Annotated in this window: 24 protein-coding genes; 4 read left to right on the top strand and 20 right to left on the bottom strand. The window is 55.5% G+C overall.

The window, feature by feature from the left end:
- Positions 1-66: 66 nt before the first annotated feature.
- Together parC and parE are read right to left on the bottom strand one after the other, a co-directional pair.
- The gene (parC, locus tag AC6CHQ_RS08420) at positions 67-2517 is read right to left on the bottom strand and encodes a DNA topoisomerase IV subunit A (RefSeq protein WP_498081323.1); all 2451 of its coding nucleotides are present in this window, start codon (positions 2515-2517) and stop codon (positions 67-69) included.
- The gene (gene parE / locus AC6CHQ_RS08415; protein WP_251240239.1) at positions 2514-4475 is read right to left on the bottom strand and encodes a DNA topoisomerase IV subunit B; all 1962 of its coding nucleotides are present in this window, start codon (positions 4473-4475) and stop codon (positions 2514-2516) included. Before parE ends, parC begins: the two co-directional genes overlap by 4 nt.
- A 264-nt stretch (positions 4476-4739) precedes the next feature.
- Here parE and plsY point away from each other — a divergent pair, with 264 nt between their 5' ends.
- On the top strand, positions 4740-5342 hold the full coding sequence (plsY, locus tag AC6CHQ_RS08410) for a glycerol-3-phosphate 1-O-acyltransferase PlsY (protein WP_092051040.1): 603 nt from the start codon (positions 4740-4742) through the stop codon (positions 5340-5342).
- A 36-nt stretch (positions 5343-5378) separates the two neighbouring features.
- Positions 5379-5675 carry a HesB/YadR/YfhF family protein gene (locus AC6CHQ_RS08405; protein WP_092051042.1) on the top strand — a complete coding sequence of 99 codons (297 nt, stop codon included), beginning with the start codon at positions 5379-5381 and terminating at the stop codon, positions 5673-5675.
- A gap of 14 nt (positions 5676-5689) precedes the next feature.
- Here AC6CHQ_RS08405 and AC6CHQ_RS08400 read toward each other — a convergent pair whose 3' ends face one another.
- From AC6CHQ_RS08400 to acnA, 3 genes are all read right to left on the bottom strand, one after another.
- Positions 5690-6007 carry a hypothetical protein gene (locus tag AC6CHQ_RS08400; RefSeq protein ID WP_092051044.1) on the bottom strand — a complete coding sequence of 106 codons (318 nt, stop codon included), beginning with the start codon at positions 6005-6007 and terminating at the stop codon, positions 5690-5692.
- Complete coding sequence (locus AC6CHQ_RS08395) at positions 6007-6432, bottom strand: acyl-CoA thioesterase (RefSeq protein WP_092051046.1); 426 nt, start codon at positions 6430-6432, stop codon at positions 6007-6009. Before AC6CHQ_RS08395 ends, AC6CHQ_RS08400 begins: the two co-directional genes overlap by 1 nt.
- Before the next feature lie 124 nt (positions 6433-6556).
- Positions 6557-9289 (bottom strand): aconitate hydratase AcnA, encoded by a 2733-nt coding sequence (acnA, locus tag AC6CHQ_RS08390; RefSeq protein WP_498081322.1) that lies wholly within the window; start codon positions 9287-9289, stop codon positions 6557-6559.
- Between the two features lie 570 nt (positions 9290-9859).
- On the opposite strand from acnA, the gene AC6CHQ_RS08385 reads away from it, so the two are divergent.
- Positions 9860-10111 (top strand): GlsB/YeaQ/YmgE family stress response membrane protein, encoded by a 252-nt coding sequence (locus AC6CHQ_RS08385; RefSeq protein ID WP_008298338.1) that lies wholly within the window; start codon positions 9860-9862, stop codon positions 10109-10111.
- A 49-nt stretch (positions 10112-10160) separates the two neighbouring features.
- On the opposite strand, the gene AC6CHQ_RS08380 is transcribed toward AC6CHQ_RS08385, so the two are convergent.
- The 5 genes from AC6CHQ_RS08380 to AC6CHQ_RS08360 all read right to left on the bottom strand — a co-directional run bounded on the left by AC6CHQ_RS08380 (position 10161) and on the right by AC6CHQ_RS08360 (position 12270).
- The gene (locus tag AC6CHQ_RS08380) at positions 10161-10847 is read right to left on the bottom strand and encodes a lytic transglycosylase domain-containing protein (RefSeq protein ID WP_498081321.1); all 687 of its coding nucleotides are present in this window, start codon (positions 10845-10847) and stop codon (positions 10161-10163) included.
- A 46-nt stretch (positions 10848-10893) separates the two neighbouring features.
- Complete coding sequence (locus tag AC6CHQ_RS08375; protein ID WP_498081320.1) at positions 10894-11493, bottom strand: SCO family protein; 600 nt, start codon at positions 11491-11493, stop codon at positions 10894-10896.
- Between the two features lie 99 nt (positions 11494-11592).
- A complete protein-coding gene (locus AC6CHQ_RS08370) occupies positions 11593-11721 on the bottom strand; it encodes a YvrJ family protein (RefSeq protein ID WP_008298335.1) in 129 nt (42 codons plus the stop codon).
- A gap of 70 nt (positions 11722-11791) precedes the next feature.
- Entirely contained in the window at positions 11792-12010 is a 219-nt protein-coding gene (locus tag AC6CHQ_RS08365) for a DUF2922 domain-containing protein (RefSeq protein ID WP_251240199.1), read from the bottom strand.
- Between the two features lie 38 nt (positions 12011-12048).
- Positions 12049-12270: a DUF1659 domain-containing protein gene (locus tag AC6CHQ_RS08360; protein WP_251240198.1), complete on the bottom strand. Its 222-nt coding sequence runs from the start codon at positions 12268-12270 to the stop codon at positions 12049-12051.
- Positions 12271-12387: 117 nt separating this feature from the next.
- Here AC6CHQ_RS08360 and AC6CHQ_RS08355 point away from each other — a divergent pair, with 117 nt between their 5' ends.
- The gene (locus AC6CHQ_RS08355) at positions 12388-12828 is read left to right on the top strand and encodes a DUF2621 domain-containing protein (protein WP_177168294.1); all 441 of its coding nucleotides are present in this window, start codon (positions 12388-12390) and stop codon (positions 12826-12828) included.
- 228 nt (positions 12829-13056) lie between these two features.
- Here AC6CHQ_RS08355 and AC6CHQ_RS08350 read toward each other — a convergent pair whose 3' ends face one another.
- The 10 genes from AC6CHQ_RS08350 to AC6CHQ_RS08305 form a co-directional block, all read right to left on the bottom strand.
- A complete protein-coding gene (locus tag AC6CHQ_RS08350) occupies positions 13057-13572 on the bottom strand; it encodes a CcdC family protein (protein WP_498081319.1) in 516 nt (171 codons plus the stop codon).
- On the bottom strand, positions 13565-13894 hold the full coding sequence (locus tag AC6CHQ_RS08345; RefSeq protein WP_092051060.1) for a thioredoxin family protein: 330 nt from the start codon (positions 13892-13894) through the stop codon (positions 13565-13567). Before AC6CHQ_RS08345 ends, AC6CHQ_RS08350 begins: the two co-directional genes overlap by 8 nt.
- Positions 13895-13940: 46 nt before the next feature.
- Complete coding sequence (locus tag AC6CHQ_RS08340; protein ID WP_092051062.1) at positions 13941-14651, bottom strand: cytochrome c biogenesis CcdA family protein; 711 nt, start codon at positions 14649-14651, stop codon at positions 13941-13943.
- A gap of 219 nt (positions 14652-14870) precedes the next feature.
- Positions 14871-16664, bottom strand: coding sequence for an ABC transporter ATP-binding protein (locus AC6CHQ_RS08335; protein ID WP_092051063.1), 1794 nt, complete (start codon positions 16662-16664; stop codon positions 14871-14873).
- The gene (locus AC6CHQ_RS08330) at positions 16664-18418 is read right to left on the bottom strand and encodes an ABC transporter transmembrane domain-containing protein (protein ID WP_251240195.1); all 1755 of its coding nucleotides are present in this window, start codon (positions 18416-18418) and stop codon (positions 16664-16666) included. The genes AC6CHQ_RS08335 and AC6CHQ_RS08330 overlap by 1 nt, the downstream gene beginning before the upstream one ends.
- A gap of 81 nt (positions 18419-18499) precedes the next feature.
- On the bottom strand, positions 18500-18832 hold the full coding sequence (locus AC6CHQ_RS08325) for a YolD-like family protein (protein WP_177168296.1): 333 nt from the start codon (positions 18830-18832) through the stop codon (positions 18500-18502).
- 240 nt (positions 18833-19072) lie between these two features.
- The gene (locus AC6CHQ_RS08320; RefSeq protein WP_498081318.1) at positions 19073-20326 is read right to left on the bottom strand and encodes a Y-family DNA polymerase; all 1254 of its coding nucleotides are present in this window, start codon (positions 20324-20326) and stop codon (positions 19073-19075) included.
- Between the two features lie 276 nt (positions 20327-20602).
- Entirely contained in the window at positions 20603-21994 is a 1392-nt protein-coding gene (argH, locus tag AC6CHQ_RS08315; RefSeq protein WP_251240191.1) for an argininosuccinate lyase, read from the bottom strand.
- Entirely contained in the window at positions 21991-23217 is a 1227-nt protein-coding gene (locus tag AC6CHQ_RS08310) for an argininosuccinate synthase (protein ID WP_092051070.1), read from the bottom strand. The genes argH and AC6CHQ_RS08310 overlap by 4 nt, the downstream gene beginning before the upstream one ends.
- Before the next feature lie 136 nt (positions 23218-23353).
- Positions 23354-23914, bottom strand: coding sequence for a hypothetical protein (locus AC6CHQ_RS08305; RefSeq protein WP_251240190.1), 561 nt, complete (start codon positions 23912-23914; stop codon positions 23354-23356).
- Between the last annotated feature and the right edge of the window lie 51 nt (positions 23915-23965).

The following is a 23965-nucleotide window of genomic DNA, read 5'->3' as shown; positions in this document are numbered from 1 at the left end:
TAATGATTCAACATAAACTCCCCCTGCCCGCTGCCTTGGTGGCCTGCGGACAGGGGGAGTATTCATTTATGCCTGTTCATTTTCTTTAGTTTCCATGTCGACGGCCAGATAGACCGCAGTGACATAACCGTCCTCTTTCTGGTCGACGGCAAAGCTGCCGTTTGAATAACGGTCGGCCATCCGGTAAGCATGAGGCAATACGGGTACTTCCGCATCCTTGTCCGTTCGCAGGATGACGGTGTCCTGTTTGTCGGCGAGGACGACACCTGCAATCCGATGCGGGTTGGATTTGAGTTCTTTTAATGACACGAGTCCCCGTTTTGCACGTGAACCGAGTTCATATTCACTGATCGGCATCCGTTTGACGGCACCCCGATGTGTTGCAAGAATCAGCGAGCGCTCATCATCCGCCGATCGGAGAATGGAAGATACGACATAATCGCCGTCTTTCAGGTTAATGCCTTTGACCCCCGCAGTACGGACACCTGTCGGAGCGACTTCCTCAAGCGGGAAGCGGAGCCCGTAGGTCAGATGGGTAAAGAGCAGCACTTCGTCCGAGGCCCGTGCAAGGTGGACAGACTGCAGGGCATCCCCTTTTTTGATGGACACCGCCTTGTACAAGCGGTTAGTGCGCTTAACCTGATAGTCGGCAAGTGCGGACCGTTTGATGAATCCGCCTTTGGTGACAGTGACGATATCGGTGTCCTCCCTGTCAAATGATTCGATGCCGATTGCGGCAATGATCTCTTCTTCAGGACTCAGCGGGATAATGCTCGAGATGTGCTGGCCGAGGTCTTTCCAGCGGATATCCGGAAGCTCATGGACAGGCTGGGAAATGTAATTGCCGGAAGACGTGAAGAGCAGGAGTGACTGCTGGGTGTTGAGCGTGCCGCCGTACAGCAGCCGGTCGGTCTCCTTCATCTCGAAGTCACGGCCGCCCGATGCCCCGTACGAGCGCTGGCTCGTGCGCTTGACATAGCCGTCTTTCGTGACCGTGACGACGACGTCCTCGCTCGGGATCAGGATATCGAGGTCGACCTTGATTTCCTGGATTTTCGCCTCGATCACTGAACGTCGGGGTTCCGAGAAGCGCTTGCGGATATCTTTGAGTTCGGACTTGATGACCCGCATCAGTTTTTTCTCGGAGCCGAGGATTTCCGTGAGTTCCTGAACGAGCGCTTTCAGCTCTCCTTCTTCCTTTTTCAGCTCGGTGATATCTGTGTTTGTCAGACGGTAGAGCTGGAGGGAGACAATCGCTTCAGCCTGCGGTTCAGTGAAGCTGTACGATTCGATCAGATTGTTTTTAGCGTCCCGCTTGTCCTTGGATGCCCGGATCGTCCGGATCACTTCATCAAGGATGGAGAGGGCCTTCATGAGCCCTTCTACGATGTGCAGACGGTCCTTTGCGCGCAGAAGGTCGTATTCCGAACGCTTCGTGACGACTTCTTTCCGGTGAGCGATATAAGCATCAAGCAGCATGCCGAGCGACATCAGCTTCGGACGGCGTTCATCGATTGCAATCATGTTGAAGCTGTAGCTTACCTGAAGGTCAGTGTTCTTGAAGAGGTATTGGAGTATGGCTTCCCCGTCGATGTCTTTCTTGAGTTCCACGACGATCCGGAGGCCGGTGCGGTCTGATTCGTCACGGACTTCCGAAATGCCTTCAAGCTTGCGGTCGATCCGGAGCTCGTCCATCTTCTTGACGAGATGGGCCTTGTTCACTTCGTACGGGATTTCGGTGATGACGATCTGCTGCTTGCCTCCGCGGATCTTTTCGATTTCGGTCTTCGAGCGGACAATGATCTTTCCGCGGCCCGTCTCGTAAGCTTTTTTGATGCCTTCCGCACCCTGGATGATTCCGCCTGTCGGAAAATCCGGCCCCTGCAGGACGGTCATCAGTTCATCCGTCGTCACGGCAGGATTATCGATCCTCATAAGAACCGCATCGATCACTTCGTGGAGGGCGTGAGGCGGGATATCTGTCGCGTATCCCGCTGAAATGCCCGTCGAACCGTTGATGAGCAGATTCGGCAGCATTGCAGGGAGAACTGTCGGCTCATTTTCGTTATCATCGTAGTTCGGGATAAAGTCTACGGTGCGCTTGCCGATATCACGCAGCATTTCTGAAGCGATTGCGGAAAGCCTGGCTTCCGTATAACGCATGGCAGCAGCGGGGTCGCCGTCGAGCGAGCCGTTGTTCCCGTGCATCTCGATGAGCGGATGCCGGAGTTTCCAGTCCTGGCTCATCCGGACCATGGCTTCGTATACGGAAGAGTCGCCGTGCGGGTGATATTTACCGATGACGTTCCCGACCGTTTTCGCCGATTTCCGGAAGCCCTTGTCGTGTGTATTGTTTTCTTCCATCATTGCGAACAGGATGCGCCGCTGGACCGGTTTCAGTCCGTCCCGTGCATCGGGAAGCGCGCGGTCCTGAATAATGTATTTACTGTAGCGCCCAAAGCGGTCGCCGATGACCTCTTCTAGCGGGAGGTCCTGGTATCGTGCTGTTTCCGTCATGCCTGTTCCTCCTCAGCTGTCTCGGCCGTCAGGAATTCATTTTCCAGGATCGTCGCGCCGTCTTCCATGCCGAAGTCGACGTTGTCCTCGATCCACTTCCTCCTCGGCTCAACTTTGTCTCCCATGAGCGTCGTGACGCGCCGCTCGGATTTTGCCCCGTCCTCGATCGTAACGCGAATGAGTGTACGGGTCTCGGGATTCATTGTCGTATCCCAGAGCTGGTCGGCATTCATCTCGCCGAGACCTTTATAGCGCTGGAGGATATAGCCTTTTCCGACTTCCTGGATGGCTGCATCCAGTTCGCGCTCTGTCCAGGCATAGGCCATCTTCTCTTTTTTGCCGGTGCCTTTGGAAACTTTAAAGAGCGGAGGCAGTGCGAGATAGACTTTTCCAGCCTCGATGAGGGGTTTCATGTAGCGGTAGAAGAAGGTCAGAAGCAACACCTGGATATGGGCGCCGTCGGTGTCGGCATCGGTCATGATGATGATCTTGTCATAGGCGATATCATCGACATTAAAGTCGGAGCCGACGCCCCCTCCGATCGTATGGATGATCGTCGAGATCTCTTCATTCTTCATGATGTCCTCAAGCTTCGCCTTTTCCGTGTTGATGACCTTGCCCCGAAGCGGCAGGATCGCCTGGAAAGTACGGTCGCGTCCCTGTTTTGCCGAGCCGCCGGCAGAGTCACCCTCGACGAGGTACAGTTCATTCTTCGCTGCATTTTTCGACTGCGCCGGGGTCAGCTTGCCGGACAGCAGCATTTCGGAGCGCTTCCGCTTCTTTCCGGAACGTGCGTCTTCCCGTGCCTTACGGGCCGCTTCGCGGGCCTGCTGGGCACGGATCCCCTTGCGTACGAGTGTCGCAGAAAGTTCTGCATGCTCCTCCAGGTAGTACATGAGTTTCTGCGATACGACGGCGTCCGCCGCTGCACGCGCCTGGCTGGTGCCGAGCTTGCTTTTGGTCTGCCCTTCGAACTGGAGCAGTGCTTCCGGTACCCGTACGGAGATAATCGCAGAAATCCCTTCACGGATGTCCGCGCCGTCCAGGTTTTTGTCCTTTTCTTTCAGCAGTCCCGCTTTCCGGGCATATTCGTTAAAGACCCGCGTCATCGCAGTCTTGACACCTGTCTCATGCGTCCCGCCGTCCTTTGTCCGGACGTTGTTGACGAAGGACAGAATCGTCTCTGAGTAGCCGTCGGTGAACTGGAAAGCGAATTCGAGCTCGATCCCGTCCTGTTCCCCTTCGATATAGGCTACTTTATGCATCGTATCTTTCTCTTCATTTAAATATCCGACAAACTCCATGATGCCGGATTCATAAAGAAACTCATCCGCCCGTCCGCTTTCCTCATCAGACAGGGTGATTTTCATTCCTTTTAGCAGGAAGGCCGATTCGCGCAGCCGTTCGCTCAGGATTTCATAATTGTATTTTACTGTCGAGAAAATGGTCGGATCCGGCTTGAACCGGAGAAGCGTCCCGCGCTCGCGTGTCTTGCCGATCTCTTCCAGTGTCGTGACGGGATGCCCCCCGCCCTCAAAACGCTGGCGGAACTTCTTGCCGTCCTTGAAGACGGTCACCTCGAGCCATTCAGAGAGGGCGTTGACAACCGATGCGCCGACGCCGTGCAGTCCGCCGCTTGTCTTGTATCCTCCCTGCCCGAATTTCCCGCCGGCATGCAGGACGGTCAGAATAACTTCCGTCGTCGGTTTACCGGTGCTGTGGGTGCCCGTCGGCATTCCGCGCCCGTGGTCCCTTACGCTGACGCTGCCGTCTTTATGGACGGTGACATTGATCTCTTCTCCGAATCCTGCCAGCGCCTCGTCGACCGAGTTGTCGACGATTTCATACACAAGGTGATGAAGGCCGCGTGTATCGGTCGAGCCGATGTACATGCCGGGCCGTTTGCGTACAGCCTCAAGTCCCTCAAGCACCTGGATCGAGTCGTCGTTGTATTTCATGGTTTTTGTAATTTTGGCCAAGAGGATTCCTCCATCAAACGTTTGTTCGTATATGTTCCTATTGTACTTGTTTCGCCGGCTTGTGTCCAACTGCCGGTCCGATAGTCCCGCACTTCATTGTAGACTACTGAAGCCCGCCGTTGCAATGTTTGCTGGGGATTCCAGTCGTTTGACCCTGTATTGAGGGCATTGTGCGTGTGTCTTGGATGATGTAAACTGAGACTGACTGTTAAGACCAACCCTTATATCGAAAAGAGGTTTGCTATGGATACGGCAATTGTGCTTCTCATCGCATATTTACTTGGCTCTGTGCCTTCGGGGCTTTGGATCGGGAAGCTCTTCTACAACAAAGACATCCGTGAATCGGGCAGCGGCAACCTCGGTGCAACCAACACTTTCCGCGTGCTGGGAAAGCCGGCCGGCATTGCGGTCACGCTCATGGACATCTTCAAAGGGACCGCTGCTGTGCTCCTTCTGCTGATACCGGCATTTGCGGATTCGGGTATCCATCCGCTGACACTGGGCATCGCGGCAGTTGTCGGCCATATGTTCCCCGTGTTTGCGAAATTCAGGGGAGGAAAGGCTGTTGCGACGTCCGGAGGCGTCATTCTCGGTTATAGCTGGCCGTTTTTCCTCGTACTGATCGTTTCTTTCCTCGTTATCCTGAAGCTGACGAAGATCGTCTCCCTCACCTCGATGGCAATGGGTGTCATTGCGCTGATTTATGCGATCATCAACTACGTCAGGACGGGCGATCTGTACCTGCTGATTGTCATCATCGTCCTGTCCGCATTCATCTTTTACCGCCACCGGGCGAACATCGGCCGCATCAAGGCGGGAACCGAGCCAAAGGTGAAGTGGCTTTAGTATACTGTAGGGAGACCACGGAAGGCGGTGTGTTCCATGGAGATCAGAATTTCCGATGACGCGCAGAAATGGTTTTATGAAGAAATGGGCTTGGAAGCTGGCGCTTCAGTACGATTCACGGTCCGCTACGGCGGCTCGGGCCTTCAGCCGGGCTTTTCACTCGGGCTGTCGGTGGAAGAACCGGAAAACCCGTCCGCGCAAGCGGAGTCGGACGGCATCACCTATTTTGTCGAGTCCGACGATGAATGGTACTTTGACGGACATGACCTCGTTGTCGGTTATGATGCCGCATTGGACGAACCTGAATACGGATACGAAAAAGAGAAAGCGTGAATCCCGCAGCGGATTCACGCTTTTTGTATACCGGTCAGCCTGAAGCGTTCAATCAGGTCTTCCCTTCCCTCTTTCTTCAGGATTTCATATTCCCTTTCTCCGAACAGGTCAAAGTGCGGATAACGCTCCTTGTGGTCGATCCAATCCGGATGAAGTCCGTACTGCCTGCCCCAGGCTTCCAGCTTCGCCAGATCTGCGCACCCGGCCTTGGTGACGGTCCGGCAGCCCGGAAAACGGTCATCAAGCCAAAAATGCGTCAGGAATGCAATTTCTCCCCTGCTGACGGCTTCTTTCCACTCGGATACTTCCTGCCGCTTGACGCCGAATGCCATCACACAAGCTCCCTGGCGAGTTCCCGGTATTTTGCATCCCATTCCGGATCGGCCTTGCGCAGTCCGACCGGCCGGAACGTTTCCTTATGGACAAGCGTGTGTACGGATTGTCCGGTCGCGGCAACCGTGCCGTCCCCGTGAAGGATCTCATAGCCGTATGTCGTCCGCAGCCGTCCGTGCGACTGGATCCACGTACGGATGATTGCAGATTCCCCGTAGCGCATTGCGTTTTTATAGCTGATGTTCAGGTCGATCACCGGAGAAAGAAAGCCTTCTTCCTCCAGCTTATCGTAGCGGAAGCCGATATCCTCGATCAGTGATGTGCGTCCGATCTCCATCCATACCAGGTAGTTGGCATGGTATACGACACCCATCTGGTCGGTTTCCGAATAACGTACCTTAACTGACGTTTCATTGACATACATCATCTTCACCTCCCTGCCATTATACCGGATAGCAGCCGGCGATGTCCGGAGCAGCATGATCTCGCCGCATACAAAAACAGCCTGGAGAGGATGTCCTCTCCAGGCTGTTGGTCACTCAGTTTGATCAGTTGGCTTTCAGGCGGTTACGGAGAACCATCTGAAGGATGCCGCCGTGGCGGTAGTAGTCAACTTCCACTTCGGAGTCGAAGCGTGCAAGTGCCTGGAACTCCTTGACGGAGCCGTCCGGAGCAGTCGCAGTGACCGTGAGGACATCGCGCGGTTTCACGTTGTCAGTGAGGTTGACGCTGATCGCCTCTTCGCCTGTCAGGCCGAGGGATTCCACGCTGTCGCCCTTCATGAACTGGAGCGGAAGTACGCCCATCATGACGAGGTTCGAACGGTGGATACGCTCGTAGCTTTCGGCGATGACTGTCTTGATGCCGAGAAGGTTTGTGCCCTTCGCAGCCCAGTCACGTGAAGAGCCCATGCCGTAGTCTTTGCCTGCGAGAATCGCGAGGCCCGTACCGTCTTCCTGATACTTCATCGCTGCATCATAGATCGGCAGGATCTCTTTGGTCGGCCAGTAAGTCGTGTAGCCGCCTTCTGTGCCTTTCGCGATCTGGTTGCGGATCCGGATGTTCGCGAATGTACCGCGCATCATGACCTCGTGGTTACCACGGCGGGAACCGTACGAGTTGAAGTAGCGTGGCTCTACGCCGCGCTCACGCAGGTACTTGCCTGCCGGCGTATCTTTGCCGATCGCGCCTGCAGGGGAAATGTGGTCAGTCGTGATCGAGTCGCCGAACTTGCCGATGACGCGGAGGTCTGCAAGCGTCTGGATCGGGCTTGCTTCCTTCGACAGGCCTTCGAAGAACGGCGGGTTCTGGATGTAAGTCGACTCTGGGTCGAAGTCATACAGGGAGTCATCCGTTGTTTCGATTGCGTTCCAGCGCTCGTTTTCCGTGAAGACATGTTCGTATTCTTTGCGGAAGAGGTCAGGTGTGACCGTCTTCTCGATTTCAGCCTTCACTTCTTCAGTGGATGGCCAGATGTCTTTCAGGAAGACGTCCGTTCCGTCCGCAGCGCGTCCGATCGGCTCTTTCTCGAAGTCGATGTTCACTGTGCCTGCGAGGGCATAAGCGACGACGAGCGGAGGCGAAGCCAGGTAGTTTGCCTTGACGAGCGGGTGGATCCGGCCTTCGAAGTTCCGGTTACCCGAAAGGACGGAGGATACGAGCAGGTCGTTGTCCATGATCGTCTTTTCGATTTCCGGAAGAAGCGGACCGGAGTTACCGATGCACGTTGTGCATCCGTAGCCGACTGTGTTGAAGCCGATCTGGTCAAGGTACGTGTTGAGACCTGCGGATTCGAGGTAGCCTGTAACGACTTTCGAACCTGGTGCGAGCGACGTCTTGACGTATGCCGGCGGGCGGATGCCCTTTTCGACCGCTTTTTTCGCAACGAGTCCGGCGCCGAGCATAACGTAAGGGTTCGACGTGTTCGTGCAAGATGTGATCGCTGCAATCGCGAGGTCACCGGTCTTCATTTCGACTGTACGGCCGTCTTCGAACTCGACTGTGCCTTTTTTGTCGATTTCTTTTTCGCTCAGACCGAAGCCTTGGTTGCCCATCGGAGCCGTGATCGCCTTGTTGAACTCTTCCTTCATGCGGGACATTGGGATGAGGTCTTGAGGACGCTTAGGGCCCGAAAGGTTTGGCTCGATTGTGGAAAGGTCGAGTTCGACCGTGTCTGTATATGTCGGGTCCACGTTGTCTGGAGTGAAGAACATATCGTTTTCCTGAAGATATTTCTTCGTGACTGCGATATGTTCTTCTTCACGGCCTGTCAGGCGCATGTAGTTGAGGGATTCTTCGTCAACCGGGAAGAAGCCGCAAGTTGCGCCGTATTCAGGTGCCATGTTGGCGATGGTCGCACGATCCGCAAGCGGAAGTTGTGCGACGCCAGGGCCGAAGAACTCGACGAATTTGCCGACAACGCCCTTTTCGCGGAGAAGCTGTGTGACACGGAGTGCAAGGTCAGTTGCCGTCGCGCCGTTCGGAAGGTCGCCAGTCAGCTTGACACCGATGACTTCCGGAAGCGGGAAGTACGAAGGCTGGCCGAGCATGCCGGCTTCCGCTTCGATACCGCCTACGCCCCAGCCGAGAACGCCGATCCCGTTAATCATCGTCGTGTGGGAGTCGGTTCCGACGAGCGTATCCGGATACGTTTCGAATGTGCCGTCTTCGTTTTCGATTTCGTGTACAACACTTGCGAGGTACTCGAGGTTAACCTGGTGGACAATCCCTGTTGCCGGAGGTACGGCACGGTAGTTATCGTAGGCCTTCTGTGCCCAGTTCAGGAACTGGTAACGCTCTGCGTTGCGTTCGAACTCAAGTTCCATGTTCAGGCGGAGTGCTTCATTCGAGCCGTAGCGGTCTACCTGGACGGAGTGGTCAATGACGAGGTCGACCGGGATTTCAGGGTTGATCTCATCCGGGTTTCCGCCGAGATCCGCCATCGCCTGGCGCATCGAAGCGAGGTCGACGACGACCGGAACACCTGTGAAGTCCTGAAGGATGACGCGGGAAGGCTTGAATGGCACTTCCGCGGACGGGTCTACATCCGTGCCCCATTTTGCAAGGTTTTCAACGTGTTCATCTTTGATAACATAGCCATCGTGCTGACGAAGGACAGATTCCAGCAGCACTTTGATGGAGTAAGGCAGGCGTGATACATCAGCGATGCCTGCATCCTGCAGAGCCTTCAGACGGTAGTAGTTGTACGTCTTGCCATTCAGCTCGAATGACTGGCGGCTGTTGTGCAGATTGCTTTTAACTTTTTGCGTGCTCTTAGCCATTGCTTTTCCTCCTCTATTTCTGCGTGAAAAGACGGATGGATCCACTTTTCTCTCCCTTATCTTATCGAATCCTGTCCGATAAGTAAATTACATTATGTTGATTGAAGGATATAAGGAAAACGAATCACTTTTGACGGAACCATTCAGAAAATGAACATTCCGCTTCAGTAAATGATACTCTTTGACTCGTTCGTTACTTTTTCGAATACATGAAAAATCCGGCCACCCATACGAATAACCGGATTTCCATCTGTGTTTTTTTGGCTTCAGTAGAAGCTGAGAAAGTCATAGGCAAGGGAAACGACGAACAGACTGTGCACCAGGGCAAACAGAAATGCGTGGCGGTCAAGAACCTTCATCCGTTCCATGTCCATCGCGTCCATCTCCTTATTGCTTTTCTCGATTATAAAGGAAAGAGATTGATATTTCAATATTTAAATCATTCAGAATCCATCTTTTTCTAAGGTTTTTTGTATTTGATTGGGGCATATTAGGTTTTAGCCCGAACACTTTTGGATATATAAAGTACTGTAACGGCATTATAAAAATTTTAGAAGGAGTGAAGGCAACATGGAATTCTTAATGTATCTGATCGTAGGCGGAATCATCGGCTGGCTCGCCGGTATGATCCTCGGGAAAGACATCCCTGGTGGCATCATCGGCAACATCATTGCAGGTATCATCGGTGCTTGGATCGGTGGTGCACTATTCGGTGACTTTGGACCGGATGTTGCTGGCATCGCCCTGATTCCTGCACTGATCGGCGCACTGATTCTTGTGTTCGTCGTCAGCTTTATTCTTAAAGCTATGCGCAGAGCTTAATTGAACAAACAAAAAAGAGGGCCGGAAACGGTCCTCTTTTTGTATGCCTTCATTTTCCTGTGATTTCATCTGATCGTTCCTCGTAGTCCCTGTAGAACGACATGACTTCCTCCACATAGCGTTCACTATGGTTATAAAGGAAGACTGCCTGCTCCAGCTCCCCTTCTGCCGCCCCGTTCCTGGAAAGGTAACTGGCGGCGCTGTAGAGAGAGTCGCTCAGGCTGAAGGGATCCGCCTTCCCGTCCCCATCAGCATCGAGTCCATAGCCCCCGTAGGATCGGATGGCTTCCGGATCAGTCTTCACATCTTCCGGGATGTCCCCTCTGCCAAGTTCGGAACAGCTCGGGTGCGACCAGCCCACCCATGTACATGGCATAAACTGCATATGGCCTTCCGCGCCTGCCGGGGAAACAAGCGGATCCATCGTGCTGAAACGGGTCTCCACCCGGTGATGGGCGGCAAGAAGCGTCCACGGAATTCCATATTCATCCGCTGCTTCTTTATAGAGCGGCACGTAGTTCTCCGGCACCTGGATGTCGAAAAGCCTGTCCGGCGTATGGGCGGCATAGTCATTCAGCTCTCGGATAAACGGAATGTCCCGGATCACTGACCAGAAAAGGGCCGTCATCATATAGACAACAATCAGTGAAGGTATAAGAAAGATGAATGCAGCAATGAGGCATCCGCCTTTTCGCAGTCGTTTACGCCTGCTCTTCATATTTAACCGTTTGCCCATCCTAGTTCCCCTTCCACGGCAAAAGCCGGCTTGCGCCGGCTTTTTTTCAGGATCTCGCCTTGATCAAGGCTTTCATGTCTTCAACAATGATATCATGCGGGACTTCCATATAACCATCATAACTCTTGACTGCTTTTCCTTCCTGGTTCACAAGGAAGAACGAGGAAGCGTGGGTGACCTGGTCCGAATCCTGCGGAGGTGCGATGACCGGAACTTTAAATGACTTTACCGCCAGGTCGGCGATATCATCCATGGTATATCCCGTCAGCATCTCCCATTTGGACTGATCCGAGACTTCAAAGGTATCCAGATACTCCTGCAGCTTTTCCGGTGTGTCGAATTCGGGATCGACGCTGAATGAAACGATCTTGTAATCTTCAACGCCTGCCTCAGCCAGGTGATCCTGGACTTCCGCCATGTTGAACATCATCGGCGGGCAGACCGATGTACAATTGGTAAAGACAAACTGCGCGAGCCATGGCTGGCCTTCCAGGTCTTCCAGCGAGACGGGTTCCCCGTGCTGGTTCGTGTATTCAAACGGCTTAACATCCCATGAGAAATCCCCTTCGAATTTCCCTGCGTTGCACGCTCCGAGCACGAGCGCAGCCAGGATGAAAAATGCCGCTGCTGCCGTGAGTTTCTTCATCAGCAATACCGCCTTTGCTTCATCATTTATCTCTCATCTTATCGGATACCGGTTCTGCCTTCAACATCAGTTGCCCCGGTTTTCCGACAATCCGATGAACTATCCGGCCTTCAGCGACACGAGTGCATCATGAATGGCGGTCAGCTTTGTCTCCACCCGGTGCATCAGATAAAACGATACGAAGATGGGGAATCCGAGATCCTGGATAAACGTCATCCACTCCTGCATTAAGGCGTCCTCCTTTCCGTTATTTCCCCAACCAAAACAAGGTTCCCCGGCTTTGCCGGGGAACCGTGGATCACGCAGTGATGATATCCGTCACGCCGCGGGAAACGATCCGGGCGGCTTCGGTCGATTCGGCCGGATGCCCGTCCGTGCCGAATACGCCGCTTGCGATGACTTCGTCCATCGCCTGGCGCACCTCCGCTTCCGTGAGGCCTTCCCTGGGATTGTCCACAGTGAGGGTCATCCGCTTCCCTCCGGCCGTCTTGAATACAAGTTCCAGTGTCTCGTTCATTCTCTTTCCCCCTTTCTCTTATCCGTCTGATGATGCGGTCAATATTCCGTGATTTCTGCAGTCTCAATCTTTTCCGCTGCGATGTACGGGTAATCCGACAAGCCTCCGAGCGCACTTACCGCAGCAGCCAGGGACGCCGCGTCAGCCGATCCGGACACATTCCGGTACGTTTTCAGCTTGACCACAGGCTTGCCATCCCCGTCCAGGCCGGCGTCAAAGTGGAGCCGGATGGATGCGTTTTTGAAGACGATGTTTGCCATGTTTTCTCCCCCCTTTCACCCGTTACATAGGGCAGTTTGGTGAAAAGAATACAACGGAGGTGAAAAATATCGGCCGCGGCCTTATAATTGTTGGAGAATGCAAAAGAGGTGAGAGTGTTGCTGGAAGGCTGGTTTCTCTGGTTTATCCTGTTCTGGGCGGTTGTCCTGATCGGCCTATTCGCGATCGGCGGATATTTCATGTTCCGCAAGTTCCTGAAAGCCCTGCCGAAGGAAGACGGACGGTCAACGCTCGACTGGGAAGAGTATTATGTCAATAAATCGCTTCATCTGTGGACGCCTGAGTCCAAGGAAATGCTGAACGAGCTCGTGTCCCCGGTGCCGGAACTGTTCCGGCCGGTCGCCAAGCAGAAGATTGCCGGCAGGATCGGGCAGCTTGCACTTCGCGAAAAGGCGAAACGGATTGAGTTCGACCATATTATCCGCGGCTATATCCTCGCGACACCGAAGCGTGACCATAAATTCCTCAAGAAAAAGCTGGAAGAGTTGCAGATTGATGATACGCCGTACAGGAATCTGTACCAGTTCAGCAGGGATTGATGACAAAAGCGCAAGCGCCTGTTCAGCAACGGACAAACTGGAGCCCTTCGCAATGAGATAAAGGAAACACGGTGAGGAACGAGCCGATGTTGACTGATCGCAATGGAGGAGGGTGAAGTTTGCGAGTTGCTGGGCGCTGGAGCTGGATGGTGCTTGAGCGGAAATCATCATTTATCTGCAGAGTAAATTTAAAACCGCCATTCCGGAATTGACCGGGATGGCGGTTTTTCATGCTGCCGCCCCGATGCGGGACTGCAGCTTTCTGTATTTCAGATACATGGCAATACGCCATGGCAGGATCATGCCGAACGCGAGAAGGAAGAACATCCCGGCCAGTTCTCCGACATCGATTGTGCTGCTGAGGACCAGCTTTCCGGCCACCCTCAAGATGAGCAGGCCGGCAAGAATGAAAATAAATGCCTTTGAGGGCTTCAGATAGATTTCCCCTCCACTTTCCTCAAACCTGGATGTTCGGATAAGGAGGATTGAAAACAGGGCTCCGACAGCCAGCGCCTCGAATACATGCGGCCAGGCGACGCGGAACGGCTCGAAAAGGAACATGAGCGCGCCCGTCGACATCATGACCGGGGGCAGGATGATCTTTTTGGCGCTTGCAGGGCGGTTCGAGGCCCTTGAGCGCATGATCACCGCGCCAAGACCCGCCATCGCAAAGATCACCGTGGAGCCGATGATCAGGATGGGCGCGGGAATATCGGTGAATATCCGGTTGATAAAGTCATTCATACTGTCCACCCGCCTGCTCGAGTTCGTCCATCCGGTGCTTCAGATCCGCCATCGGGACGAAACGGGCAAAGCGGGCGAACTCCCGGCCTTCCTTGAACAGGAGAACGACCGGTGCGGTGAAGAGGGACAGCTGTCCCGCCAACTCAGAAACTTGGGCGGCATTGGTCAGATAAAAAGGAAATGCGTATTCTTCTTCAAGGGCGGCGACCTGCGGAAGCAGGCCTTCGCAGACCGAGCAGTGGTCGGTCTTAACGAAGAGGAGAAGTGTACCTTCCCCCTCAAGCGTTTCGATCCACTCATCGAAAGTATGGATTTGTTCCATTGCCGAATCCCTCCTCTCCTGCGGCAATGCTGATGTCTTCATGATATCAGAACCCTTGGAAATCGCCGAAGATCGGGCTCAGCCATCCGATGATCATCGTCATACCGTCAAAGAACAGGAGAATCCCGACAAAGATCATAACCCATCCGCCGATTTTCATGATGATGTTGCTGTATTTCCGGATGACGGCAAGCTTCGTGATAAAGAAAGACAAAATAAAGAACGGAATCGCAAAACCGAATACATAGGCGAGCATATACCACATGCCGGACCCTGGGTTCTGCCCGGCCAATGCGATGATGGCACCGATGATCGGGCCGCTGCACGGCGTCCATCCCGCAGCGAATGCCAGTCCGATCACCGCAGAGCCGAAATAGCCGGCCGGCCGGTTCTTGAACTGGATCTTCCGCTCCTTCATGAGGAACTCCGGCGTCAGGAGCCCGACAATCATCAGGCCAAATGCAACGATGAAGATGGCGCCGATCTGCCTGAGCAGATCATCATACCTGACGAAAAACGAACCGATGAACGAAGTGCCGAATCCGAGGGCTATGAAAATGGCCGAGAAGCCCAGCAGGAAAAAGACTGTATGCAGGATCCCGCTCTTCGACATTTTTCTCTCGTCCGATTTTAGGTCATCGAGTGACATGCCCGTGATGTAAGAGATAAATGCAGGATATAGCGGCAGCGTACACGGGGAGATGAAACTGAGGAAGCCCGCTCCGAATGCCAGTAGGATATTGAGGTCTGCCGACACGACAATCCCCCTTTCTGTTGCTGTCCTTATACTATCAGAATCCGCAGGGGTTTTCGCCATTCCTGTCTGTGACAGTTTGTTGTCTTTATAACATATTCCCGCATGCGGAAAGGATGTCACCCGGAAAGAAGCGGATAGTGAACAAAATAAGCAAATGGCAGGCGGTGGACCGCTGCCATTTGCTTATTGGGTTATTCGTTTTTTCGGCATTGCTTCCGATCAGCTGATTTCATTTCCTTCCAGGATGCCGTTCTGGAGACGGAACATTTTGTGGTAAAGGCCGCCTTTTGCCAGGAGTTCCCGGTGGGTACCGCGCTCCACAATCTCGCCCTGATGAAGGACGAGAATCAGGTCCGCGTCCTGGATGGTGCTGAGTCGGTGCGCGATGGCGATCGTCGTCCGGCCTTTCCGCATTTGTTCCAAGCCTTTCTGGATTGCGACTTCAGTCTCGGTATCGATATTCGCCGTCGCCTCATCAAGGATCAGGATCTTTGGTTTCTTGACCATCGTACGGGCAAATGCGATCAGTTGCCGCTGTCCGCCCGAGAAGGTCGAACCCCGCTCCGTCACCTTCTGATCATAGCCGTCCGGCAGGCTCCGGATAAACGGGTCCGCCTGGACAAATTCGGCAGCCGCGCGCACCTCGCCGGGATCGATCGACTCATCAAAGAGCCGGATGTTGCTCCCGATGTCTCCGTAGAAGAGGAATGGATCCTGCAGGACGAGTCCGGTCTTTTCCCGGAGCTCCGCCTTCGGAAAGGACTTGATCGGCCTGCCGTCGATCAGGATCTCGCCCCGTTCGAATTCGTAGAAGCGCATAAGCAGGTTGATGATTGAGCTTTTCCCGGAACCCGTGTGGCCGACAAGCGCCACCGTCTCCCCGGGATTGGCGGTGAAGCTGATGTTTTTCAGAACATCGTTTTCCCTGTCATAGGAAAAGGAGACATTCCTGAACTCGATCTTCCCTTCATCGATTCGCGATTCCCCTGCCTGCGGCTGTGCCGGTTCCAGTTCCGGATCGTCCATGAGGCGGAAAACCCGGTCAGCCGCGACGATGGCCTGCTGGAAGATCGACAGGCGTTGCATGACCTGGTTAATCGGTTCGAAAAACCGGTCGATATAGGTCACGAACGCATAGATGACCCCGATCTCGACAGGTTCGCTGAACGATGTGATTCCGAAGTAGGACAGGAGCAGGATGATTCCGAGTGCGTAGACGATATCAACTGCGGGGCGCAGCAACAGTCCGTCCAGCTTGATGTTGCGCATGCCCGCCTCGTAGTGCTTGTCATTGATCTCCCCGAATTCTTCCCTGAACCGCTTTTCCTGCCTGAACACCTGGACCATACCCATGCCGTTCAGGGATTCGGCGATTTTGCCGTTTAGCTGGCTCAGCCGCTCCCGGAGGTCCTGATAAAACTCGGAACTATACTTCCGGTAGATCCACATGATGAGGAAGATGAGCGGCAGCAAGAGGAGTGACAGCATTGCGAGCCGGACATCAAGCACGAACATCGCGATGTAGACACCGATGATGAGCAGGCTGCTCTGCAGGAAGCCGACAAGCACATCGACGAACATCTCGAGGATCGCTTCGGTGTCGTTCGTCACCCTGGAAACGGTGCCTCCAGCCGGCGTCTTGTCAAAATACCGCATCCCGAGGCGGTGCACCTTCGTGAACGCATCAATCCGGATCTGGCGGACGATGCGCAACGCGATCTCCTGGAATTTCAGAAGCTGGACATAGCCGAACACCGCGTTCAGCACGAGGATGCCCAGATAGGCACCGGCAAGGATCATGAGCGGACGTTCCGGGAAGTTGGCCGGTGTCAGGTAATCATCGATGAAGGTCTTGATGAGATATGGCCCGAGAATGTCCCCGAGTACGGTCAGTCCGAGCAGGAGGAGGGCTGCCACGGCCGCCCCCCTGTGCGGGCGGATGTAGCGGAGCAGCCGCATGAGGACGCGCCACTGGTCGCGCCCGCTCAGTTTCTGCTGTTCAGGTGCTTCCATCATGCATCCCCTCCCTGTTCGACGAGTGCTTCCAGCTGCTGGAGCCGGTACATCTCATGATAAAGCCCGCCCAGTGCCATCAATTCCTCATGAGTGCCCTTCTCCGCGATCGTGCCATCCTCCATGACGATGATCTGGTGGGAATGCTGAATGGCGCTCATCCGGTGGGAGGTGATGATTGTCGTCTCCTCCGTGCGTGTTTCCTTGAGGGCAGCAAGAATCGCCTCCTCCGTCCGGGCATCCACCGCGGACAGCGAGTCATCCAGGATGAGCAGCTCCGGCTCCATGAGCAGGGCGCGCGCGATGGAGATACGCTGCTTCTGGCCGCCCGACAGCGAAACGCCCCGCTCGCCGACGACCGTGTCATAGCCTTCCGCGAATCCGAGGATATCCTCATCGATGTGCGCGAGCCTGGCTGCTTCCCTGACTTCATCAAACGGCGCATCCACGTCAGTGAACGCGATGTTTTCCCGGACGGTTGCCGAGAAGAGGAAATGGTCCTGCGGCACGTAGCCGATCGCTTCGAGAAGCCGTTCCTTGCGGTAATCGGTGATTGGGTTGCCCCCGTATGTAATCTCACCGTCGTATCCCTCGAACTCGCGCAGGAGCAGCTTGAGGATTGCCGTCTTGCCGGAACCGGTCCTGCCGACAATCCCCAGCGTCTCCCCTTTTTTCAGTGTGAACCGGACGTCACGGAGTGCCGGGCGCCCGTCTTCGGGGAACCGGAACTCACGGATGTCGAAGGTGATATCCCCTCCGGGTGCCAGATCCGCCGCTCCGTCCTTATCCCCGATGTCGGGCCGGACGGACAGGAGCTCACGGATCCGGCCATAGGACGCCCTGCCGCGTTCGACGATATTGAACAGGAAGCCGAATGCGAGCATCGGCCAGACAAGCAGACCGAGATACGCGTTGAAGGCGATCAGGTCCCCGAGCGTCATGTCACCGCTCATGATAAAGCGCGCGCCGAAGATGATCGACAGGAAAAAGGACATGCCGACGATCAGGGAAATGGTCGGATCAAACAGGGCATCCACCCTGGCGACGCGGACGTTTTTCGCCACGACATCCGCTGACAAGTTTCTGAAGTCCTCAATGTCCTCCTTTTCCTGGCCGAACGTCTTGATGACTTTGATGCCGGCGATGCTTTCCTGTGTCTTGTCGTTCAGATCCGAAAAGGCTTCCTGTGCCGTTCTGAAGCGCTCGTGCAGCAGCTTGCCATACCAGCTGGTCAGCACGGCCATGAGCGGCATCGGGAGAAGCGCAATGAGCGTCAGCTTCCAGTCGATCGTCACCGCCATCGCGATGATGACCGCCCCGCCCGTGGTGACCGAGTCGACGAGCGTCAGCACGCCATGCCCCGCTGTCTGCTGGACGGCGCGGATGTCATTGGTCGCATGCGCCATCAGGTCGCCGACACGGCGCTGCTGGTAGAACGAGGAAGACATCTTCGTAAAATGGGCGAACAGCTCACTGCGGAGCCGCCGCCCGAGAAGCACCGACGAGCCGAAGATCATGACCCGCCAGTAGTAGCGGAGCACATACATCGCGAGCGCCGCTCCTGCAAGGATCAGAAGCCATCTGCCGAGCCCCGCTCCCGTCAGCGTGCCAAGCCGGATTTCATCGACGACATAGCCGATGATCCTCGGCGGTAGCAGCTGGAGCACGGCCACGACAAGCAGCATCAGGATGCCGATGAAGTACTGCTTTTTCCGTTCTTTGAAAAACCATCCCAATTGCATGAACACATTCACGGATCCCGTTCTCCCTTCTGTATTTGGGCCGATATCCAGTGTAGCAAATGTTCTGAAATTCGAGAAGTGCCGGAATGCAAATTATCCGGATACTGAAATACCGGTGACATCCGAAGTCCGGATGACCGCCGGTTCCCCGTCCGCGCCGACCATCCGGATGGTTCCCGAAATCGGATCGAAATGGTGGACCGCCCCCGTGCAGCACACATCCCCGCCCGGTGTCCGGCTGGAGACGGCAAGAAGCCCTCCGTATTCGAGCGCTTCATGCAGCATCCGGTCCCACTCCTCCATCTGCTGGGGATCCGGGGCGAGCGGCTCCCGCCTGCCCTCCTCTTCCTGCCATTCCCTCAAAAGCTTCAGGTGCTCCGGCAACATCATCGCCGTCCATTTGATGTTCCCTCTGTCGCGGATCATCCGCATCACGCTCCTTCTTAATGTTGTCGCCGGTTGCCGGACGACTTGCACTTGCTGTCCGGTCTCGTCATTGGGTCTGTTGATCTCGTCATTGGAGGCGCCAGTTTCGTCATTTACCTGCGAATGACGAAATCGGGGCCGCGAATGACGAGATTTCGTCGCCGAATGATGAAATCGGGCGCCTCCAATGACGAAACCGTCATCCGGCCGCGGCGCCCATCTGCGGTGCCGCAGACAACTTTACATCTTATGGCCGCCGATCAGCTTCGCCCTGCCGACGGCGGTCCCGGCGTCCGTATAGGAGACGGCCCTCAGAATCGCGGCAGGGCCGTACTTGGACCGGATCGCATCCATGGCGGCGCCGAGCTTGCGCTCCTCCCAGCTGCGCGTCTCGAACAGGCTGAGCTGCATGGAATGCTCCTCCTCCAGATTGGACAGCGAGAGGGCAAGCCGCCGGACCGGGCGGCCGTCGTGAAACTCATCAAGAAGCGCGGTGCACACCCGGTAAATCGCCATCGTCGAGTTGGTTGCCGTTTCCACCGAGCGTGACCGGGAAAAGCCGCCCCCATACGCGTTTTCGCTGTAGCCGGCGGACAGGTGGATGGTGCGGCCGGCACGGCCGGCTTCCCGCGCCCGCCGCGCCACGTCCTCGCACATCTCCAGGATGACGGCGAGGATATCCTCCCGCTTCACATAGTCGCGGTAAAGCACCTGGCCCTTCCCGTAGCTGACCTGTCCCGCGATGAGCGGTGCGCCGAGCTCCGACAAGTCGATGCCCCATGCATGGTGGTACAGTTGGTTGCCCATGACGCCGAACTCCTTTTCCAGCAGCTTCAGGTCGGCATGGGCGAGGTCGCCGACGGAAAAGATGCCGAGGCCGTTCAGCCGGCGCTCCATCCGGCGGCCGACCCCCCACATTCCTGACAGCGGCGCGACCGGCCAGAGCTTCCCGGGAACATCTTCATACGTCCATTTGGCGAACCCGGTCTTTTTCGCGTCGAGGTCAAGGGCGATTTTCGCCAAGAGCATGTTCGGCCCCATGCCGATCGCGGCCGGCATCTGGAACTGGGCAAGCAGCTGGTCCCGGAGCCGCCTCACGGTCTCCTCCGGCGGCCCCCACAGCCGCTCCGTCCCGCCGAGGTCGACGAACGCCTCGTCGATGCTGTACACATGGATCGCCTCCTTCGGCACGTATTCGCCAAGGAGGCGGGTAATCTCCATCGACACCCGGACGTAGAAGCCCATCTTCGGTTCGATGAGCCGGATCGCCGGATCATCCGGGATCTCATACAGCCGGTGCCCAGTCCGGACACCGAACTCCCGTTTGAGCCGGGGTGAGGCGGCGAGGACGACACTCCCTTTCCGGTCGCGGTCCCCGATGATGGCGATCGGCTCCTTTAAAACGTCCAGCCCCTCATCCGCCGCCGCGCAGCTTGCATAAAAACTCCGCATATCCAGGCAGATGATTTTCCGGTCCGGCAGGCCCTCATACATGCGCGCATCCTCCTTTTTGATGATTTATTCGATATAGAACAAATGTTCCCCTCCTTCAGTATAGCCAAACCGGATGCAATCATTCAACGGCAATTTCGGGAAATCGAGGGGATGGGATGAAAAAAGGCGGGTTAATATTCGGGAAGACAGGACGAGTATGTCCCATCAGCCGCGAGTGCCTTTAAAAAACGGTTGGAGCGGGATCTGCCCTGGCCGGATGAACAGGAACGAAAAGACCGGAACGCACGATGGCGTTCCGGTCCGGATCATCAAATATTATTTTGTGGTTGCTTCACCGAGGAGCTCCCCGGCTTTTTCGATCTGCACGCGCACCTGGTCGAATCCGGTGCCGCCGTAGGAATTTCTCCGGCGGACGGCCGCAACCGGTGCGAGGACATCATAAATGTCCTCCTCAATCAGCGCGCTTTCCTGCTGCATGTCGGAAAGGGACAGATCCTTCAGGACGCAGCCTTTCTGGATGCAGGTGAAGACGAGCTTTCCGGTCACTTCATGCGCTTCACGGAACGGCATGCCCTTGGCCGCCAGGTAATCGGCGAGCTCGGTGGCATTGGAGAAGTCTTTGCTGACTTCCTGTTCCATGACGTCCGTGTTCACAGTCATCGTTCGGATCATGCCCGCGAAGATGCGGAGCGAGCCGGTGACAGTCTTGACCGTGTCGAACATGCCTTCCTTGTCTTCCTGCATGTCCTTGTTGTAGGCGAGCGGCAGGCCCTTAAGCGTTGTAAGGAGGCCAACCAGGTTGCCGTACACGCGCCCGGTCTTGCCGCGGATCAATTCCGCCATGTCAGGGTTCTTTTTCTGCGGCATGATGCTGGAGCCGGTCGAGAAGGCATCGTCCAGCTCGATGAATCCGAATTCCTGGCTGGACCAGAGGATGATCTCCTCTGCGAGGCGTGACAGATGCGCCATGAGAAGCGACGAGGCGGACAGAAACTCGACGATAAAGTCCCGGTCGCTCACCGCATCCATGCTGTTTTCATATACACCCGCAAAGCCGAGCAGCTCAGCCGAGTAATGCCGGTCGATCGGGAACGTCGTCCCGGCAAGCGCTCCGGCGCCGAGTGGTGACAGGTCGACACGCTTCAGGGAGTCCGTGAAGCGGCCCTTGTCACGCTCGAGCATCCAGAAGTACGCCATCAGATGATGGGCGAACGATACCGGCTGCGCGCGCTGGAGGTGGGTATAACCCGGCGCAAGCGTTTCGACATGGGCGTCTGCCTGCTCGAGAATGGCCTTCTGGAAGTCTTCGGTAAGCGCGATGATCTCCTTTGTGCGCTCCTTCAGATACAGATGCATGTCTGTCGCGACCTGGTCGTTCCGGCTGCGTCCGGTGTGGAGCTTGCCGCCGACCGGGCCAATGTCATCCGTCAGCTTTTTCTCGAGGTTCAGGTGGATGTCTTCGAGCTCGACAGAATATTCCAGCTCATCCGCCTTCGCCTGTTTCTTCAGCTTTTCCAGGCCGCCGAGGATTGCTTCCGTCTCGTCTTGCGTCAGGATGCCGCATTTGCCGAGCATTTTCACATGCGCGGTGCTGCCTTCCAGGTCCTCCAGGACAAGCTCCCGGTCAAAGCCGATGGATGCGCCGAACTCGTCGACCCATTCCTCCGCGCTTTTCTGGAAACGTCCGCCCCAGAGCTTTTCGGTCATGACTGCACCTTCTCCGGCTGCTTCGCGGATTCGGCAGCCTTGTTAACGGATGCATGGACTTTTGTCGGGAGGCCCCACAGCTCGATGAAGCCGACTGCGGAGGCGTGGTTGAACTCGTCTTCCTTCGTGTAGGTCGCGAGTTTTTCATCATAGAGCGAGTTGTCCGATTTGCGGCCTTCGACGATCGCATGGCCCTTGAAGAGCTTTACGCGGACCGTGCCGTTGACGAACTGCTGCGTCTCTTTCAGGAATGCCTGGAGCGCTTTGGTGAGCGGCGAGAACCAGAGCCCTTCATAGATGAGTTCTGTCAGCTTCTTGCTGATGACCGGCTTGAAGTGCGCGAGTTCCTTGACGAGCGTGATGTCTTCCAGCTCTTTGTGCGCCGTCAGCAGCGTCATTGCAGCCGGGCATTCATACACTTCACGGGACTTGATGCCGACGAGGCGGTTCTCGACGTGGTCGATGCGGCCGACGCCATGCTTGCCTGCAAGTTCATTAAGCTCAAGGATCAGCTCATGCAGTTCCTTTTTCTCCCCGTTCAGCGATACCGGAACCCCTTTGACGAATTCCAGTTCGATGACGTCCGCTGTGTCCGGCGCGTCTTCGATGGAAGCCGTCAGGTCGTAGGCATCTTCCGGAGGCGCGATCCACGGATTTTCGAGGATGCCGCATTCGTTCGCGCGGCCCCACAGGTTCTGGTCGATCGAGTACGGGCTGTCGAGATTCACCGGGATCGGGATGTTGCGTTCTTTCGCGTATTCGATCTCTTCCTCACGGGACCAGCTCCACTCGCGCACCGGTGCGATCACTTCAAGGGACGGATCCAGCGCATTGATCGACACTTCGAAGCGCACCTGGTCGTTCCCCTTGCCTGTGCAGCCGTGTGCCACGGCAGTCGCGCCGGTATCGTGCGCAATCTCGACGAGCTTTTTGGAGATGAGCGGGCGCGACAGCGCGGAGACGAGCGGGTATTTGTTTTCATACATCGTATGTCCCTGAAGCGAAGTAAGGACGAACTCCTCTGCGAATTCTTTTTTCGCATCGATCATGTAGCTTTCGGAAGCGCCGACTTCAAGCGCCTTGTTTTTGACGAACTCCAGGTCTTTTCCTTCGCCGACATCGAGGCAGACCGCGACAACGTCATAACCTTTTTCCTTGAGCCATGCAATTGCAACCGATGTATCCAAACCGCCTGAGTAGGCGAGAACGACTTTCTTACCCATAGTGAATCCCTCCGTGTATGTTTATTCATAATATACATGTTTTATTCATGAGAGAATCATAACATGTAATAAACATCAGTGCAAGTAAATGTTTATGCAATCGACAGAAAAATTAAAAGAGCCGCCCTTAGGCCGCTCAATCCTGTTTCGGTTCTAGCGTATAATCATGGCTTTCAACATCCAGTTCCACCGTGTAGGACTCATTCCCGGTGACCATCGTGAAGTCAAACCGGATGGTCTCACTGCCGATTTCCGGCTTGCCGAGAATGACGAAATCGTCCCCTTCCGCTTCAATAAACGCCTGGAATGCCTCCGTCTGGCTGAGTGACTGTCCGTCCTTCGGCACGGCGAATACAGTGGCATGGCCCTGAGCAGGAAAGGATTCGGCCAGCATGCCGGAATGATAGACATCGGCCCGCATCCCCAATTCAAGATCTTCGATCGACAGCTCCCGCTCCGCCCCGTCACCGATGCCGACAAGATGAGTTTCCTCATCTATTGTGTAAAACACCTGATTGACCAGCACCCGTTCGCCATCAATGGCTGTGATGAAACCTTTTGTTTCTTCCATATCTTCGACCTGCACCGACAGTTCGTCCGGTGCAGGCTGTCCCGCTCCCCCGCCGCTTCCGCCGTCACCCGTACCGCAGGCCGCAAAAAAAACAGCAGCAACAGCACCAAGCATCAACTTCTTCATCTGATCACCCCTTCATGAAATCAGACGGGTCAGAGCTTTGATTGTTACGCT

The organism is Bhargavaea sp. GQ12 (assembly GCF_059758705.1).
This window is presented reverse-complemented; position numbering and strand designations above follow the sequence as displayed.

Coding starts and splice junctions, on each gene's coding strand:
- parC (WP_498081323.1), bottom strand. CDS start 2,517: ATGACGGAAACAGCACGATACCAGGACCTCCCGCTAGAAGAGGTCATC.
- parE (WP_251240239.1), bottom strand. CDS start 4,475: ATGAAATACAACGACGACTCGATCCAGGTGCTTGAGGGACTTGAGGCT.
- plsY (WP_092051040.1), top strand. CDS start 4,740: ATGGATACGGCAATTGTGCTTCTCATCGCATATTTACTTGGCTCTGTG.
- AC6CHQ_RS08405 (WP_092051042.1), top strand. CDS start 5,379: ATGGAGATCAGAATTTCCGATGACGCGCAGAAATGGTTTTATGAAGAA.
- AC6CHQ_RS08400 (WP_092051044.1), bottom strand. CDS start 6,007: ATGGCATTCGGCGTCAAGCGGCAGGAAGTATCCGAGTGGAAAGAAGCC.
- AC6CHQ_RS08395 (WP_092051046.1), bottom strand. CDS start 6,432: ATGTATGTCAATGAAACGTCAGTTAAGGTACGTTATTCGGAAACCGAC.
- acnA (WP_498081322.1), bottom strand. CDS start 9,289: ATGGCTAAGAGCACGCAAAAAGTTAAAAGCAATCTGCACAACAGCCGC.
- AC6CHQ_RS08385 (WP_008298338.1), top strand. CDS start 9,860: ATGGAATTCTTAATGTATCTGATCGTAGGCGGAATCATCGGCTGGCTC.
- AC6CHQ_RS08380 (WP_498081321.1), bottom strand. CDS start 10,847: ATGGGCAAACGGTTAAATATGAAGAGCAGGCGTAAACGACTGCGAAAA.
- AC6CHQ_RS08375 (WP_498081320.1), bottom strand. CDS start 11,493: ATGAAGAAACTCACGGCAGCAGCGGCATTTTTCATCCTGGCTGCGCTC.
- AC6CHQ_RS08370 (WP_008298335.1), bottom strand. CDS start 11,721: ATGCAGGAGTGGATGACGTTTATCCAGGATCTCGGATTCCCCATCTTC.
- AC6CHQ_RS08365 (WP_251240199.1), bottom strand. CDS start 12,010: ATGAACGAGACACTGGAACTTGTATTCAAGACGGCCGGAGGGAAGCGG.
- AC6CHQ_RS08360 (WP_251240198.1), bottom strand. CDS start 12,270: ATGGCAAACATCGTCTTCAAAAACGCATCCATCCGGCTCCACTTTGAC.
- AC6CHQ_RS08350 (WP_498081319.1), bottom strand. CDS start 13,572: ATGAATGACTTTATCAACCGGATATTCACCGATATTCCCGCGCCCATC.
- AC6CHQ_RS08345 (WP_092051060.1), bottom strand. CDS start 13,894: ATGGAACAAATCCATACTTTCGATGAGTGGATCGAAACGCTTGAGGGG.
- AC6CHQ_RS08335 (WP_092051063.1), bottom strand. CDS start 16,664: ATGGAAGCACCTGAACAGCAGAAACTGAGCGGGCGCGACCAGTGGCGC.
- AC6CHQ_RS08325 (WP_177168296.1), bottom strand. CDS start 18,832: ATGATCCGCGACAGAGGGAACATCAAATGGACGGCGATGATGTTGCCG.
- AC6CHQ_RS08320 (WP_498081318.1), bottom strand. CDS start 20,326: ATGTATGAGGGCCTGCCGGACCGGAAAATCATCTGCCTGGATATGCGG.
- argH (WP_251240191.1), bottom strand. CDS start 21,994: ATGACCGAAAAGCTCTGGGGCGGACGTTTCCAGAAAAGCGCGGAGGAA.
- AC6CHQ_RS08310 (WP_092051070.1), bottom strand. CDS start 23,217: ATGGGTAAGAAAGTCGTTCTCGCCTACTCAGGCGGTTTGGATACATCG.
- AC6CHQ_RS08305 (WP_251240190.1), bottom strand. CDS start 23,914: ATGAAGAAGTTGATGCTTGGTGCTGTTGCTGCTGTTTTTTTTGCGGCC.